The organism is Taylorella equigenitalis ATCC 35865 (assembly GCF_000276685.1).
GTDB lineage: Bacteria > Pseudomonadota > Gammaproteobacteria > Burkholderiales > Burkholderiaceae_B > Taylorella > Taylorella equigenitalis.
Genome location: NC_018108.1, coordinates 924,841 through 940,873, shown reverse-complemented (window position 1 = coordinate 940,873; position 16,033 = coordinate 924,841). Strand labels below are relative to the sequence as shown.

Genomic DNA, 16,033 nt, shown 5'->3' with positions numbered 1-16,033 from the left:
GTTAAGCTCTAAGAAGGTCATTAATACTTGTTTTTGAGCGAGTTTTTGCATCAACTCGTTTTACAATAACAGCACAAGCAAGACTGTGACTACCATCCTTACTAGGCAGACTGCCTGGTACAACGACTGAACCAGATGGTACTCGTCCATAGGAAATTTCACCTGTATCACGGTTATATATTTTTGTACTTTGAGAAAGGTAAACCCCCATTGATAATACAGAATTTTCCTCAACGATTACACCCTCAACAATTTCAGATCTAGCACCTATAAAGCAATTATCTTCAATTATGGTTGGATTTGCTTGAAGAGGCTCTAAAACACCACCTATACCAACGCCCCCTGAAAGATGTACGTTTTTTCCAATTTGTGCACACGAGCCTACTGTAGCCCATGTGTCAACCATAGTACCTTCACCTATATATGCTCCAATATTTACGTAGGAGGGCATAAGTACTACGTTTTTATCTATAAATGCCCCACGTCTAGCCACTGCAGGAGGTACGACTCTAAAACCAGAATTTTTAAAATCTTCGGAAGTGAAATTTTCAAATTTCAAAGGGACTTTATCAAAATACTGTAGAGGTACTTCGTTTATTACTTTATTTTCTCTAAGCTTAAATGAAAGTAAAACAGCCTTTTTAACCCATTGATTAACCCGCCATTCAGAATTTATTTTTTCTGCCACACGAATTTTACCCTTATCTAGATCGTCAATAACTTGTTCGACAATTTGAAAAAGTTCCGTATTTTGTGGGGTTAATTCGCTTTTGTTATCCCAAGCACTATTAATTAAATCTTCAAAGTTTTTTTTCATTTTTATGTTTTTTGTTATAAAGAATCCTGTACAAATATATCCAGTGAGGATTAATCACTAATCATATTATCAAACATAATATAACTTGCATCACTAGGCTCCGTATGAGCAAATTCAGTCATTGATCGTTCTATGTATTCAAATTTAGCAATACTTGGATCATCTTTCAGATAAAGAACAGGTCTTTTATTTAATTCAAATTTATAAATATCATTGAATGCAATGAGCTCTTTTATTACAGCCTGATGTTGAATTCCTTGTTTATCTGAATATTGGACTATAAATTTCATAAGAGGAGAATTCATTATTGTTGTACCTGTATGCTCTCTAGAAATTATAGTTCCTTCAGCTTTTAAGCCTCTTGTAACTAGTTTGTTAAACAATTTCTGATTAGTACCTGATGTAGTTATATATTTGTCTACTCCACCAATTACTTTTGTAGTAAAAATACCTATGATAGGGGCCCAAACCCAAGGGTGCCATGGGGACATAAATCTCCAACCATATCCATTGGAAAATAAAGCATAGCAAGCTAAAAAGAACCCTACAGCATAAGCAATTATAAAAAGAACGTAAAAAAGTCCAGAAGCTGGATTAAAGGAAGGTTTAAATGAAAATCTATTGTCTGCTATTACAAATGGGGGATCGGGATTTACTTCATCTGTATTGATGTATATCGGTAGAGATTGACCAGCCATTAATGATAAATCTTTTTTGTTTTCGATAGAAAAATGCACAGTAGTACCTGATAAATTTTGGAACTTTAAAAGATATTTATACTTAGGTTTTGAAGAGGTTCCAACATTGCTAATACTCTCTACAGTAGCATAAGAATTAGGACTAGAGTTATATATACGCCTGTAATAGGCATCAGCTCTAGCAGGTTTTAAAACAAAATTTCTAAATTCAATTAAAGCAAAAATACTCCAAAGAACAATCCCTAGAACTAGTGAGATAGTGGAAACCATAGCCGATGTCGGCCAAAAACCAACGTATACAAAAAATATTGGAAATACAAAGGTAAAACCTGCACAGAATAAACGCCAAAAATTCATACAACACCCAATTAAAAAATTTCAAATACTGTCGGATCTAATTTAAGATATCGTACATTGTATATGGTAAATAAATTCCTTTTTTGTGGATCTAAATTGATTTCAAGTGTTTTTGTATCAATAATTTGTCCGTCTTCAGTTTTGTAAATAATGTAGTAATCATCTATAACTCTATCATTAATTGTTGTACCTGATGGTGCGGATTTATAAAAAACGCCTTCAGTGTGACCGCCATTATCAGAAAGATATGCTCTAGTTATATTTTTAACTGGATCTATACCAGTTAGTGCCAGTATTTGAATAGCTGCGGAAGCAAAAATACTAAAAATTATTGAAGTTAAGAATGCAACTAAAAGTCTAAATCTAAATAGCAATAAAGTGACTAAAAACAAAATAAAGAATAGTGAAATTAATGTGAGAAAGAAGTTATCTAAAATTAAAATTAGATATTCATAATAATTATTCATTCTTATTTCCTCTCTAATTTGTATTTAATGCCATCGTTAGTTGTGCTGTAAATATAGTCTCCCCTCGGGGTCTCTATACCAATGTCCCATGTTTGCGTCCCATCTAAATATAAGTAGGATATAGCATAGTTTTGAATTTTAGCCTCTTCAAGACTATTTGAATTTTGAATGGCGCCTTCAATTAATCTACGCAAGCCACTAAAATCAACAATACTTAATGGTAAAGTCTCCTGTGGCAATGTTTGTAGTTGTTTGGCTGATAACTTATAATGCTTGTCTTTTGCCCATTTTTGATCGGTATAACTATAAGTGTACCTATCAACGTTTTCTATATTATTAGGATCGTTAATTAATATATTTATATGATCCGTATGAAAGTATATAGCTGTGTTAGTTAATACTTTAGGCATTTTCCCATCAAACATCCTAATTAGTTCATCCCGTATATAGTTAAGTTCATTTCCGCTCAAGTTGTATATTGAGTCATTTTGACCGATTGAATCTTCTAGATTTTGTTTTGAATAGTTAAGATTAGGAGGAGGATTTAGATTATTACTTTTACCAGTGGCTTGGGCAAATACTGCATTGTATTTTGCTTCTAAGGCTTCGTTTGATTCACTTTGAGGATGGAATGTCTGGTTATAAGCTGTCTTTACTTCATCACAACCTATAAGTAGAGAAATTAATAAGGTGGCAATGCCCTTAGTCTTCATATTCATACAATTAAAAAAATTAAAAATTTCTAAAATTGTATAAATAAAATATTAAATATATTTGTAATTTTGAAATATAAAAAAAGATGGGTAATCCCCATCTTCTTCAGTGGTGCGAGCGGAGAGACTCGAACTCTCACACCTCTCGGCGCTGGAACCTAAATCCAGTGCGTCTACCAATTCCGCCACGCTCGCTAAAAGAAAATAATTCTAACTTATAAGTGTTAAATTTTCAATTAAATGAGAAATATCTAATAAATAATGTTAGTTAAGTTGTAGATATACTACTTTTACTTCTCCATTTTCTTTTCTAATGCTTCTACTGTTTCTTCAGGGTGAGTCTCTGAAAGTGCAATATATTCCTCATGATTACTTTCAATAGCTGCTACATCATCCTCTTCGAGAAGACCAACGGCATTAGGGAGTTCACCCCAGAAAGTTATAAATAAAGCAGCAAGTAAAGGTCCAATCACAAATCCATTTAAACCAAAAACTGCCATACCGCCTATGGTTGTTATTAGAATTAAATAATCTGGAAGTCTGGTGTCTTTGCCTACTAGAATAGGTCTTAGAAGATTATCTGACATACCAATAACGACCACACCCCAAACCATTAAAATAATACCTTCCACTAGGGAGCCAGATACCAGTAGATAAATAGCTACTGGTAACCATACAAGAGCTGCTCCAATCGCTGGTAGTAGTGATAAGAAAGCCATGATTACACCCCAAAGAATAGGGGATGGTATACCTAGAACGGCAAATATAAATCCCCCAAGGGCACCCTGTGCAATAGCTACAAGCATGTTTCCCTTAACGGTAGCACGAACTACTGTTAGGAATTTACTAAATAATTTAATTTTATGGTTACCACTTAGAGGAGTAAAACGTTTAATGTACTCCTTAATGGTTTCACCATCTCTAATAAAGAAATACATTAAGTAAAGCATAATACCCAAATCCATAATGAATGTGAATGTATTTTGGGAAATGTTTACTAATTCAGTGGCCATCATCTTAGAGCCCTGATTGAATAATTGAAGAAGTTTTTCTCTGAAACTAAATTCACTAGTAATATGGAATTTTTCGAGAAAAGAATGAATAGGAGATGGAAGATTGTTATAAACCAAATCAACATATTCTCCAAAATTAATTTGACCTGATTCAACTTTTTGATACAAATCTACAGCTTGTGATGTAAGTGAAGTGGCAATAATCCCTATAGGAATAATTCCAAGAATAATAGCAAGTATAAGCGTTAGAAGTGCAGATAAATTTCTTTTACCTGGCATTTTTTCAAGTAGTTTTAGATAAATAGGTCTAAATAAAACCGCAAATATAACGGCCCAAAATAAGGCAGAAAAATATGGTGCTAGTACCCAAATGAAGCCTATGGTTATTAAGAGCAAAAGCCCCATGTAGAACCCATAAAATACGCGGTTTTTACTTTGCATGAAATTTCCAAGATAATAAAATAATGTGATTATACCTACATTTGTAAAGCCAATAGTATGAAACTTAATATTTTGTTACTAGTTACAACTTTCTTTTTGGTGTCTTGTGCCTCTAATAAAACTATTGTAGATACAGCTCCTCCAAAAGATTCTAATAATATTTGTTCGATTTTGAGTGAGAAGCCTCAATGGCACGAATCACTTAAGCAAGTTAAGGAAAAATGGCTAGCTCCACCACAAGTAGTCATGGCTATTATTTATCAAGAATCTAAATTTGTTCATGATGCAAGACCTGCGAAAAGATGGGCTTTAGGTTTAGTTCCGCTTGGACGTCCTAGTGATGCATATGGATATCCACAAGCAAAAGATGATGTTTGGAGGGACTATATTAGAGATACTAACAATAGTGGTGCCAGGAGAGATGTTTTTAGCGATGCTGTGGACTTTATTGGTTGGTATATGGCAAAGTCTAACAGTGTAAATGCGGTAAGTAGATGGGATACCTATAATCAATATCTAAATTATCACGAAGGGTGGGGCGGGTATTCACGAGGAACTTATGAGTCTAAAGATTGGCTTAAGACTATAGCTTCAAAAGTGGCTTCTAGGGCTGAACTCTATGGGTCCCAATACCAATTATGTAGAGACTAATGTTAGGGAAATTCCTATTTGGATGTATATGTAATTTTGGTATACATATAGGCGAGTTTTAATAACGTTGATAGGTGTTACTATGAAAATCCTAAAAAAAATATCTTTAGCTGTTAGTGTTGCTGCCGTCTTTTCTACATTTACAGTTTCACCTGTTGCTACTGCAGCAGATCAAAAATTTGTAAGTATTGGTACAGGTGGAGTTACTGGCGTGTATTATGCGGCTGGTGGTGCTATCTGCCGTATTGTAAATAAAGATCGCAAAGATCATGGAATTCGTTGTTCTGTAGAATCTACTGGTGCATCAGTTTTCAACGTAAACACAATCAAGGCTGGTGAATTAGATTTAGGATTTGCTCAGTCAGATGTTGCATACAATGCATATAACGGTGAGGCTAATTTTAAAGATGCTGGTCCCTACAAGGATTTACGTACAGTATTCGCCCTTCACCCTGAACCATTAACAATTGTTGTATCAAAAGATTCAGGTGTTAAAGGTTTTGAAGATCTTAAAGGTAAACGATTTAACGTAGGTAATCCAGGTTCTGGAAGTCGTGCTTCAATTGAACAGTATTTGTCTGAGTTAGGTACAGATAAATCTTACTTTTCTGTTGCTTCTGAGCTTAAATCAGACGAACATGGTACTGCCTTATGTGACGGTAAAATTGATGGGTTTATTTTCGGCGTAGGTCACCCATCAGCTAACATTCAAGATCCTATCACTACTTGCGGTGCTAAACTTATGCCTCTTACTGGTGAAGTAGTAGATAAAATTGTTGCCAAATATCCATATTACGCAAAAGTTCAAATTCCAGCAGGTCTTTATGCAGGAAATGAAGCAACTGACACTTATGGTGTTACTGCACTAGTTGTTGCATCTGCTAAAACAGATGAGGATGCTGTGTACAAAATCGTTAAAGCAGTATTTGAAAATTTTGATGACTTCAAAAAACTTCATCCAGCATTAGGTAATCTAACTAAAGAAGGTATGATTTCTAATGGTGTAACTGCTCCTCTTCATCCAGGTGCTGAAAAATACTACAAAGAAATTGGTTTAATTAAATAATTTAGTTTCTTTATTATTTTTACTTCCTCAAACCGCTAATGACTAAGGTCTTGGCGGTTTGTCCATAATTATTAAGTAGGATTATTAATGGTTACAGACGCAAAAAAATTAGCTGAACTCGAAAAAATGGTGGCAGATGTTGACAGGGGTGGCAGAAAAGTAGAGGGTATTGCCAAGCATGTTTTAGCTATCGGGGCTTTATTATGGACATTTTTTCAACTATGGATTGCGTCGCCGTTACCGTTTGAATTTAATTTTGGTATCTTTAATGATACCGAGGCTCGTTCTATACATTTAGGATTTGCAATGTTTTTGGGTCTTTTGGCTTACCCTCTTGGAAAGAGCCATTCACATAAAATGCCAGCTTATGATTGGATTCTTGCTATTGTTGCTGGATTTTGTGGTGCGTATTTATATCTTTTTTATCAAGAACTTTCTACTAGACCCGGTATTCCGACAACTCTTGATGTGATTGCGGGCACTTTAGGCGTATTACTACTTCTAGAAATTACACGCAGAGCTTTAGGTTGGCCCATGACTATACTTGGTATGGTTATGCTTGCTTATGTTTTTTTAGGTCCATATTTACCAGATGTTTTATCGCATAAAGGGGCTTCAGTTAATCGTCTAGTTTCACATATGTGGCTTGAAACAGAAGGTGTATTTGGAGTAGCGTTAGGCGTATCTACTTCTTATATTTTTATATTTGTGTTACTTGGATCTCTGCTAGATAAGTGCGGAGCTGGAAATTATCTAATGCAAGTTTCTTTTGCTATGTTGGGGCATTTGCGTGGGGGTCCAGCTAAGGTTGCAGTTGTTTCTTCTGCAGTAAATGGTATTGTTTCTGCATCTTCCGTAGCGAACGTTGTGACAGGCGGAATTTTTACAATTCCTTTAATGAAGAAGGCTGGTTATGGGGGGATTCGAGCTGGGGCTATTGAGACTTCATCCTCTGTAAATGGGCAAATCATGCCTCCAGTAATGGGAGCGGCTGCTTTTCTTATGATTGAGTATGTGGGTGTACCTTATACAGAAATTATTAAAAATGCATTTTTGCCAGCAACTATTTCCTACATTTCTTTATTTTATATAGTGCATTTAGAGGCACTTAAACTTGGTATTCAGCCTATGATGGCCGCAAATACTAATAGAACATTTAATCAAAAATTAATAGGTTATTTGCTAGGCATTACGGGTACTCTTGCTGTGATGGGTGCGTTTTACTACATTGGTACTGGTGTTCAGGCTTTGGCAGGGGCATCTGCAATTTGGATTTTAGTGGGGTTGCTTGTAGCACTATATTTGGGATTGATATTTATTGCTTCAAAATACGAAGACTTACCAACTGATATTAATATTACTAGTCCTGTTAAACCTGAGACTTGGCCTACAGTTAGGGCAGGTTTGTTTTACTTAATACCCATAGCGATTTTGGTTTGGTGTTTAAGCATCGAAATGCTATCTGCAGGTTTATCAGCATTTTATTCGGTTCTTTCTTTAGTTTTCTTAATGATGACACAACGCCCTTTGATGTCTTTATTTAGAAGAGAGGATTCTTCAGGGGCATTTAAAAGAGGATTTATTGAAACTGTTCAAGGTTTAGAAGAGGGTGCTCGAAACATGATTGGTATTGCAATCGCCTGCGGTACAGCTGGTTTGATTGTCGGTGCTATTACCTTGACAGGACTAGGTTTAAGGATGACTGCCTTTGTTGAATTGGTTTCAATGGGTAATGTACTTATAATGCTGTTTTTCACTGCATTTGTCTGCCTAATATTGGGTCTAGGCATGCCTACTACAGCAAACTATATTTTGATGGCTACTTTAATGGCTCCAGTTGTTGTGGAATTAGGAGCTCAAAACGATTTAATTATTCCTTTAATCGCCGTCCATTTCTTTGTATTCTATTTTGGAATTATGGCAGACATTACACCCCCAGTTGGTTTGGCTACGTTTGCCGCAGCCGCCATATCTGGAGAGGACCCTATAAAAACAGGGATTCAAGGTGTGGTTTACGCAATGAGGACGGCTATATTGCCATTTATATTTGTTTTCAACCCTATGCTATTATTAATAGGGGTTGATTCAACTGTGAATTTGGTCGTTGTGATCTTTGGTGCCATAGTTGCCTCTATGATTTTTGCAGCATCAACTATGTTGTTCTTTAGGATTAGAAGTACTTTTTTAGAGTCTCTTTTACTTATGATTGCGGCATTTATGATGTTCAGACCAGATTGGTATATGAATCGTATGTATCCTGAATATGAAACTAAGCCATTGTCAGAAATTTATAAGGTTGCAGCAGAGGTTCCAAATAATGGTAGATTCGTTGCTCGTATTCAGGGTATGACATTAGAAGGTAATGATTTATCTAAGTTAGTATCTGTGAACCTTCAAGATTTGGAAGATACAAAGGGCAAAACTCCTGATCAAATCGGTAAGGAAAGGCTTCGCAGAACTGGCTTAACATTGATGCCTTTAGGTGATACGGTACAAGTTGGACAAGTTAAATTCGGCTCTCAGGCAGCTAAAGCTAGGTGGGAGAATCAATGGGATGTGGTTGAGCTTATGGTTCCTAATCATAATAAACCTAATGTTGCGATTATGTTTATTCCTGCCTTTATTTTGATTGGATTAGTTTGGTGGCTTCAGGGTAGAAGAGGAAGAAGGGAAGGTACTTTATACCCCCAACTAAGAAGTACTCAAACCATGAAAGCTTAATAGCTAAATCTAAAGGTTAGGTATAAAAGTCTTAATCTATAACCTGCACAATTAATCTAAGCCGTGGTTTCTAATTAGACCCACGGCTATGCCTTCAATTGAAAAATCCTGATCTGGTCTAATTACTATTGGTTTATAAGCAGAATTTTCAGGTATAAGTTCTATATGATCTGGTAACTTACGAAGCCTTTTAACAGTAACCTCACCGTCAAGTCTAGCCACAATCACTTGACGGTTATTAGCCTCATCTGCACGTTTTACTGCTAAAAGATCATCTTCCATAATTCCTATATCTATCATACTGTCCCCCTTGACTCTTAGTAGATAATCAGGAGTTTGAGAGAATATGGATGAGTGAAACAGTAATTGATCCTCATGGTGCTCAATGGCTTCTATAGGACTACCAGCAGCTACTCGTCCTACAATCGGTAGGGATAAAAAATCATTAGATGCTTCAGAGTTAGATAATTCATCTTTAACTGAATCCAAAAATTCTGATTCAAATGCTGGGTTTATTCTAAGACCTCGTGAAACTCCTGGGATGGCAATCAAAGCTCCTTTTTTTACAAGTGCTTTAATGTGCATCTCAGCTGAATTAAGTGAATTAAATCCTAATGCAGAAGAGATTTCGGCTCTAGTAGGTGGAATACCACTCTTAGAAATATGAGATTTGATTATATTTAGAACCTCAATTTGTCTAGATGTGAGTTTTGAGCTCATAGCCAAATCCTTATGTGTACTTATTAACAAATTGTATAAGTATACAGTCTTATAGTCAATAAAAAGGTCTAGAAAAACTAGACCATAAAATGTTTAAGCTAAGGCTATAGAATTAGCTACATAATCGATATTAGAATCGTTAATAGCTGAAACGCAAATGCGGCCAGAACTGACAATATATAGATGTTTATCTTCTTTTAATTGTTGGACTTGCTCTTTACTTAGTCCTGTGTATGAGAACATACCTTTTTGATTAACTATAAAATCAAAAGATCTCTTAGCTCCAGCCTCTTTAATTTTGATTACTAAATCTTTGCGAACTTTTAAAATTCTTTGTCGCATAGACTCTAATTCACTTTTCCACATTTCATATAATTCTTTGTCATTAAGAATAGTGGAAACGAGGCTCGCACCAAAGGTTGGGGGGTTTGAATAAGTAGATCTAATCAACACTTTGATTTGACTAAGAACTGGTTCAACTTCAGATTCATCAGAGCAAATTACTGTTAATGCACCAATTCTTTCTCCATATAGAGAGAAAATTTTAGAGAATGATGTAGTAAAAAAAGTTTCAATTTTTTCAGATGCGAAAATTCTAATTGCTTTTGCATCCTCTTCAAGTCCTTCAGCAAAACCTTGATAAGCTGTATCTAATATAGGAATAAGATTTTTAGCCTTAACAATTTCAGCGACCTTTTTCCATTGTTCTTCATTAAGGTCTACGCCAGTAGGATTATGGCAGCAAGTATGTAAAACAATAATGCTTTTAGGTTCTAAAGAGTTTAACTTTTCAGTCATGCCGTCAAAATCTAGAGACATAGTTTTATCATTGTAATATGGGTACTCATCAATTTTGAATCCAGCCAATCCAAATATAGTCTTATGATTACCCCATGTAGGGTTAGAGACGTAAACAGTGGAGTTAGGTGTGATTTTGTGAAGAAAATTTGCTGCTAGCATTAAAGCACCAGTTCCAGCTAATGATTGTACTGTGCAGCAAACCTTAGATTTTTCAGAATACAACTCTTCACCAAGAATTAATTTTTTAACAGCTTCTGTATAATCAGCTGTTCCGTTTTGAGCTCTATAACTAAAGGGTTTGCTATTTTGAACAAATCTTTCTAAAGCTACTTTTACTGCTTTAGGTATTGGAATATTTCCGTTTTCGTCATAATAAACTCCAACACCAAGATTAACTTTATTTGGATTACTATCAGCCCTATATAAGTCAGAAAGCCCCAAAATAGGGTCGATTGGGGCTAATTCGATATTAGAAAATAATTTAGACATTTTTATACTGTTTAACAAATTGACTTATAAGTATAAAATAAAAAGTTTATTTTCCTTAAGCATTGCCACTTAAATGACGGAAATCATACAGTATCCAAACAGTCCATTTTTGCTTTATCAATCATGGGAACCATCTGGAGATCAGCCTTCAGCAATAAAAAGTCTGGTAGAAGGGGTGCAGGATGGTCTTATGAACCAGACTCTCATAGGTGTGACTGGTAGCGGTAAAACCTTCACTATGGCAAATGTTATTGCTCAACTAGGCAGACCAGCTCTAATTCTTGCACACAATAAAACTCTTGCAGCTCAGCTATATGCAGAGATGCGGGAATTTTTTCCTAAAAATGCGGTTGAATATTTTGTATCTTATTATGATTATTATCAGCCAGAAGCCTATGTTCCCAGTAGAGATTTATTCATAGAAAAGGACTCAAATATTAATGATCATATAGAACAGATGAGGCTGTCGGCTACTAAAAGTCTTTTAGAAAGAAGAGATACCATCATTGTAGGTACAGTATCAACCATATATGGTATTGGGGATGCTAGTGATTACCAAGCCATGGTCTTGATTTTAAGGACTGGGGACAAAATTTCACGTGAATCCATTTTAGAACGATTAGTTTCTATGCAGTATGAGAGAAACGATATGGAGTTTGCACGTGGCCATTTTAGAGTCCGTGGAGATATTATTGATATCTTTCCGTCAGAAAGTCCAGAGCTTGCTTTAAGGGTAACTTTGTTTGATGACGAACTTGAAAAACTTGAATTATTTGACCCTCTAACTGGCAGGATACGTCAAGATATTATTAGATTTACATTGTATCCAAGTTCCTTATACGTAACTCCAAGAAGTACTGTTTTAAGGGCAATTGAGACAATTAAGGAGGAATTGAAGCAACGGGTTAAAGAGTTTTTAGATAGGGGAGAGCTGGTCTACGCACAAAGAATTGAACAAAGGACAAGATTTGACTTAGAGATGTTACACGAATTGGGCTTTTGTAAGGGTATCGAGAATTATTCAAGGCATTTATCAGGAGCTAAACCAGGTGACCCACCGCCCACATTGATTGATTATTTGCCTAAAGATGCATTGATGTTTTTTGACGAAAGTCATGTAATGATGGGGCAGTTAAGGGGGATGTATAGAGGTGACCATTCAAGAAAAGCAACATTAGTTCAATTTGGATTTAGATTGCCATCTGCTTTGGATAATAGGCCCTTGAAGATGGAAGAGTTTGAGGCTCGTATGAAGCAGTCAATTTTTGTGTCTGCTACACCAGCTGAATACGAACTTGAAAGATCAGATAATATTGTTGAACAAGTTGTAAGGCCCACTGGTCTTGTGGATCCTACAGTTGAAATAAGACCTGCATTGACACAGGTTGATGATCTTCTAGGCGAAGCTAAACTTAGAATAGCTAAAGGGGAGCGGGTGCTTGTTACTACTCTTACTAAGCGTATGGCTGAGGACTTAACGGAATACCTCTCCGAAAACTTTTTACGAGTTAGGTATTTGCATAGTGATATTGATACTGTTGAGCGAGTTGAGATAATCAGAGACTTGAGGCTAGGTGTATTTGATGTGTTAGTTGGGATTAATTTGCTTCGTGAAGGTTTAGATATCCCTGAAGTTTCATTGGTGGCAATACTTGATGCAGACAAAGAGGGATTTTTACGTTCAGAGAGAAGTTTAATTCAAACTATTGGACGAGCTGCGAGAAATATAAATGGTAGTGCAATTCTATATGCCGATAAGATTACCGATTCGATGAAAAAGGCTATTGATGAAACTGAAAGAAGACGTGAAAAACAAATGGCCTATAACAAAGCCCATGGCATCACACCTAAAACTGTTAAAAAAGCTGTTAAGGATATTATCGACGGAGTACTCCATGACTCGTTAGAAGATATGCAAGAAACTATAGATATGTCTGATCTTCTTAAAGATGAGAAAAGGTTAAGCTCAGAAATTAAAAAATTAGAAAAACAAATGCTTGAACATGCTAAAAATCTTGAGTTTGAGGAAGCGGCAAAGGCTAGAGATCAACTTTCTAAATTGAAGGAAAAATTTTTATCACTTTAGTTTTTTGATTTTTAGTTTGAAGCTTTCACTTCTATTTGGAGATAAATTAAATTCAATATTAGGTTTAAAGAATATCCTTAGTTCATATATCCCTGGTTCGGGTGCGACAAACTTGTCTTTGGTTTTTAAAGAGTAGGTCTTTGTACCATATAACATCATCTCCAAGTCTTTATGTGCCTCAAGATCTATTTGAATGGTTTCGTTTAGTTCCATAAAGAAACTAAAACTTGAATAGCTTATCCCTTTGATAAACCCCTCAAAATTGTACCCATTTTCAGATAGCACAAATGTCTCCGTGACATTAGTCAAAGAATCCCTAGTTACGCTATTAATATTTTTATCTGTGCTTACATGCGTTTGGATTGGTTGGGGCTCAGGGGTTTCATCAGGTCCTGATAAATAAAATTCAAGACCTGTGACTAGAAAAATTATGATTAATATAGCGTTCTTTGAATCTTTTCTAAGCTTCATACCTAGTCTGCTTTATTTAATACTTCAGACAAATCCATAATCATACTTGAAAGTTCAGATGCCATAAGCGAGATTTCACTCAAAAACACTTCAAACTTATCGTCAGATTTTTCAATATCTTCCGCTAAATTAAGTGCAGTAATTTTTTTTATGTCTAGTGCATCATTAAGAGTGAAAACAATTTTATCGTTCCAGTTAAGGGATAATTTTGTACAAATTTTTCCGCTATTTAAGTGATTTCTAATTTCAGTTATATCTGGGTTGTAATTTGCATATCTCACAGAAATTTTGCTATCAAGAATTCCCTTAAGCTCTGTGTCTTGTTCTGTGGAAAATGGACTAGGTGCCCCTTCGACAATCCAAGTAGTCATAGCACTTGTTGGTGATATAGCAGTCTGAAAGTTTGTAAGTGGCAATGGGCTTAGACACTTGGACATTAGGGTGACAATATCATCAGCCAATGAGTTAGATGTTGTGTCCATCCAAAATATAGAATTTTCTATATCAAAAACTACCCATACCTCTTTGAAAATACTAAAAGCCTTAGGGCGCAGTTGATCTGTGACAAATTCTTTTATCTCTTTTAGTTTCTTTTTAGATGGTTTAAACCCTTGTTCTTCCTCAAGTTCTAAAGCTTTCTCCTTAGTAAATTGGTTTATAACTGAGGTTGGCAATAATTTTTTTTCGTATTTGAATTTTGTTATTAAGTGATGTCCAACTTCCAAAACCAAATCGTGTTCGGATTCATATTCTTCGTGAATTTTGGTCCAACCTACATTTGCCATGCCAGAATCAATAAAATTACCCTCTTCAAATGTATAAGTTTTAAGCATTTCATGTAGTTTTAATGCACTTACGGACCAATCAGGATTTAAATTAAATAGTTTTAGATTTTTAAATATCATTATTGTTAAATTGCCATAAAATTTTCCCTTTATTGTAGTTTAAAAAATCTACTGTATGGACATACAGTATTTTTAATGGCATAATATTTCTAACTACAAATAAGGAGTCGGAATTATGGAAGATAAAAATAATAAGGAGAAAGCAAAAGCTCTTACTGCAGCCTTAGCTCAAATTGAAAAGCAATTCGGTAAGGGTTCTATCATGCGTTACGGAGATAGTGAAGTAGAGCATGATATTCAAGTTTTCTCAACAGGATCTCTAAGTCTAGATATTGCACTTGGTGTTGGTGGTTTGCCTCGTGGTCGTGTAATTGAAATTTTTGGGCCAGAATCATCTGGTAAGACCACCCTGACACTGCAAGCGATTGCAGAGATGCAGAAATTAGGCGGAACTTGTGCCTTTATAGATGCAGAGCATGCATTAGACGTTCAGTATGCAGCTAAGCTTGGAGTAAATTTAGATGAATTGTTGATTTCACAGCCAGACTCGGGTGAGCAGGCCTTAGAGATTACCGATGCTTTGGTTAGATCTGGCTCTATTGACTTGATTGTAGTGGACTCAGTTGCGGCACTAGTACCTAAAGCTGAATTGGAAGGTGATATGGGTGATAGCCTTCCCGGGTTGCAGGCTAGACTTATGAGTCAGGCTCTTAGAAAACTTACGGCTTCCATAAAAAGGACTAATTGCACTGTTATCTTTATTAACCAAATTCGCATGAAGATTGGGGTTATGTTTGGTAGTCCTGAAACCACCACAGGGGGTAATGCACTTAAGTTTTACACATCTGTACGTTTAGATATCCGTCGTATAGGCTCTATTAAAAAAGGAGATGAAGTTATCGGTAACGAAACTAGGGTAAAAGTAGTTAAAAATAAGGTTGCCCCTCCATTTAAGCAGGTTGAATTTGACATTATGTACGGAACAGGTATATCGCGTGAAGGTGAAATTATCGACTTGGGCGTTAAAGCAGGCATAGTCGATAAAGCAGGCTCTTGGTTTTCATATAACGGAAATAAAATTGGACAAGGAAAAGATAACGTTAGGGAGTATCTAAAATCCAATCCTGAACTTGCTCAGGAAATCGAAGGCAAAATTAGAGAAGCCATGGGGGTTGGTGGCTCTGATATCTTTACAGATATGTCACACTCAGATTCGGATGATGAAATTGCTGGTATGGACGATTAATTTTGGAAGTAAATTTAAAGCACAGGGCCATCTCGCTTTTATATAGAAGAGAGCATTCTGCATTTGAGCTGACCTCAAAACTTTCAAGATATACCGATAATCAGGACGAAATTGAAGAAACTATATCTTATTTACAAAAGGTTGATTTGCAATCAGACCTTAGATTCTTAGAGTTTTTTATTCGTACACACGCAAGTAAGTGGGGCAAATCTAAAATTAAGCAAGCTCTTAAAGAGCATAAGCTAAGTGAAGATATACTAACTAACTTTGATAGATATTTTGATATAGATGAGTATGAGTTAGCAAAATCTATATGGATGAGTAAATTCAAGGGAGAGAAATCTTCTGACATTAAAACCAAATCAAAACAGTATAGATTTTTACTATCACGTGGCTTTACCTCGGAAATTATTAGGAAAGTAATAGATTAA

Annotated in this window: 15 protein-coding genes and 1 tRNA gene; 6 read left to right on the top strand and 10 right to left on the bottom strand. The window is 35.5% G+C overall.

What is annotated here, in order from left to right; genetic code table 11:
- Position 1 precedes the first annotated feature (1 nt).
- From dapD to KUI_RS04275, 6 genes are all read right to left on the bottom strand, one after another.
- On the bottom strand, positions 2 to 817 hold the full coding sequence (gene dapD, locus KUI_RS04300) for a 2,3,4,5-tetrahydropyridine-2,6-dicarboxylate N-succinyltransferase (RefSeq protein ID WP_014840386.1): 816 nt from the start codon (positions 815 to 817) through the stop codon (positions 2 to 4).
- 50 nt (positions 818 to 867) lie between these two features.
- A complete protein-coding gene (locus KUI_RS04295) occupies positions 868 to 1,872 on the bottom strand; it encodes a hypothetical protein (protein WP_014840385.1) in 1,005 nt (334 codons plus the stop codon).
- An 11-nt stretch (positions 1,873 to 1,883) separates the two neighbouring features.
- The gene (locus tag KUI_RS04290; RefSeq protein ID WP_013522619.1) at positions 1,884 to 2,339 is read right to left on the bottom strand and encodes a hypothetical protein; all 456 of its coding nucleotides are present in this window, start codon (positions 2,337 to 2,339) and stop codon (positions 1,884 to 1,886) included.
- A 2-nt stretch (positions 2,340 to 2,341) separates the two neighbouring features.
- Positions 2,342 to 3,052 (bottom strand): hypothetical protein, encoded by a 711-nt coding sequence (locus KUI_RS04285; RefSeq protein ID WP_225972081.1) that lies wholly within the window; start codon positions 3,050 to 3,052, stop codon positions 2,342 to 2,344.
- Positions 3,053 to 3,162: 110 nt separating this feature from the next.
- Positions 3,163 to 3,247: transfer RNA gene (locus KUI_RS04280), tRNA-Leu, on the bottom strand.
- Positions 3,248 to 3,342: 95 nt separating this feature from the next.
- Positions 3,343 to 4,506: an AI-2E family transporter gene (locus tag KUI_RS04275; protein WP_013522617.1), complete on the bottom strand. Its 1,164-nt coding sequence runs from the start codon at positions 4,504 to 4,506 to the stop codon at positions 3,343 to 3,345.
- Between the two features lie 57 nt (positions 4,507 to 4,563).
- Between KUI_RS04275 and KUI_RS04270 the strand changes: the two genes are divergently transcribed.
- From KUI_RS04270 to KUI_RS04260, 3 genes are all read left to right on the top strand, one after another.
- Entirely contained in the window at positions 4,564 to 5,157 is a 594-nt protein-coding gene (locus KUI_RS04270; RefSeq protein WP_014840384.1) for a transglycosylase SLT domain-containing protein, read from the top strand.
- Between the two features lie 82 nt (positions 5,158 to 5,239).
- Positions 5,240 to 6,223 carry a TAXI family TRAP transporter solute-binding subunit gene (locus tag KUI_RS04265; protein ID WP_013522615.1) on the top strand — a complete coding sequence of 328 codons (984 nt, stop codon included), beginning with the start codon at positions 5,240 to 5,242 and terminating at the stop codon, positions 6,221 to 6,223.
- A gap of 87 nt (positions 6,224 to 6,310) precedes the next feature.
- A complete protein-coding gene (locus KUI_RS04260; RefSeq protein WP_013522614.1) occupies positions 6,311 to 8,944 on the top strand; it encodes a TRAP transporter permease in 2,634 nt (877 codons plus the stop codon).
- Between the two features lie 51 nt (positions 8,945 to 8,995).
- Here KUI_RS04260 and lexA read toward each other — a convergent pair whose 3' ends face one another.
- A complete protein-coding gene (gene lexA, locus KUI_RS04255) occupies positions 8,996 to 9,664 on the bottom strand; it encodes a transcriptional repressor LexA (protein ID WP_013522613.1) in 669 nt (222 codons plus the stop codon).
- 93 nt (positions 9,665 to 9,757) lie between these two features.
- Complete coding sequence (locus KUI_RS04250) at positions 9,758 to 10,954, bottom strand: amino acid aminotransferase (RefSeq protein WP_014840383.1); 1,197 nt, start codon at positions 10,952 to 10,954, stop codon at positions 9,758 to 9,760.
- A gap of 73 nt (positions 10,955 to 11,027) precedes the next feature.
- On the opposite strand from KUI_RS04250, the gene uvrB reads away from it, so the two are divergent.
- A complete protein-coding gene (uvrB, locus tag KUI_RS04245) occupies positions 11,028 to 13,040 on the top strand; it encodes an excinuclease ABC subunit UvrB (RefSeq protein WP_014840382.1) in 2,013 nt (670 codons plus the stop codon).
- Here uvrB and KUI_RS04240 read toward each other — a convergent pair.
- Positions 13,032 to 13,511 carry a hypothetical protein gene (locus tag KUI_RS04240; protein WP_013522610.1) on the bottom strand — a complete coding sequence of 160 codons (480 nt, stop codon included), beginning with the start codon at positions 13,509 to 13,511 and terminating at the stop codon, positions 13,032 to 13,034. The two genes, uvrB and KUI_RS04240, sit on opposite strands and share 9 nt — an antisense overlap.
- Before the next feature lie 2 nt (positions 13,512 to 13,513).
- Entirely contained in the window at positions 13,514 to 14,416 is a 903-nt protein-coding gene (locus KUI_RS04235; RefSeq protein WP_013522609.1) for a recombination-associated protein RdgC, read from the bottom strand.
- A 115-nt stretch (positions 14,417 to 14,531) separates the two neighbouring features.
- Between KUI_RS04235 and recA the strand changes: the two genes are divergently transcribed.
- Both recA and KUI_RS04225 read left to right on the top strand, forming a co-directional pair.
- Entirely contained in the window at positions 14,532 to 15,602 is a 1,071-nt protein-coding gene (gene recA, locus KUI_RS04230) for a recombinase RecA (protein ID WP_013522608.1), read from the top strand.
- A 2-nt stretch (positions 15,603 to 15,604) separates the two neighbouring features.
- The gene (locus KUI_RS04225; RefSeq protein WP_014840381.1) at positions 15,605 to 16,033 is read left to right on the top strand and encodes a regulatory protein RecX; all 429 of its coding nucleotides are present in this window, start codon (positions 15,605 to 15,607) and stop codon (positions 16,031 to 16,033) included.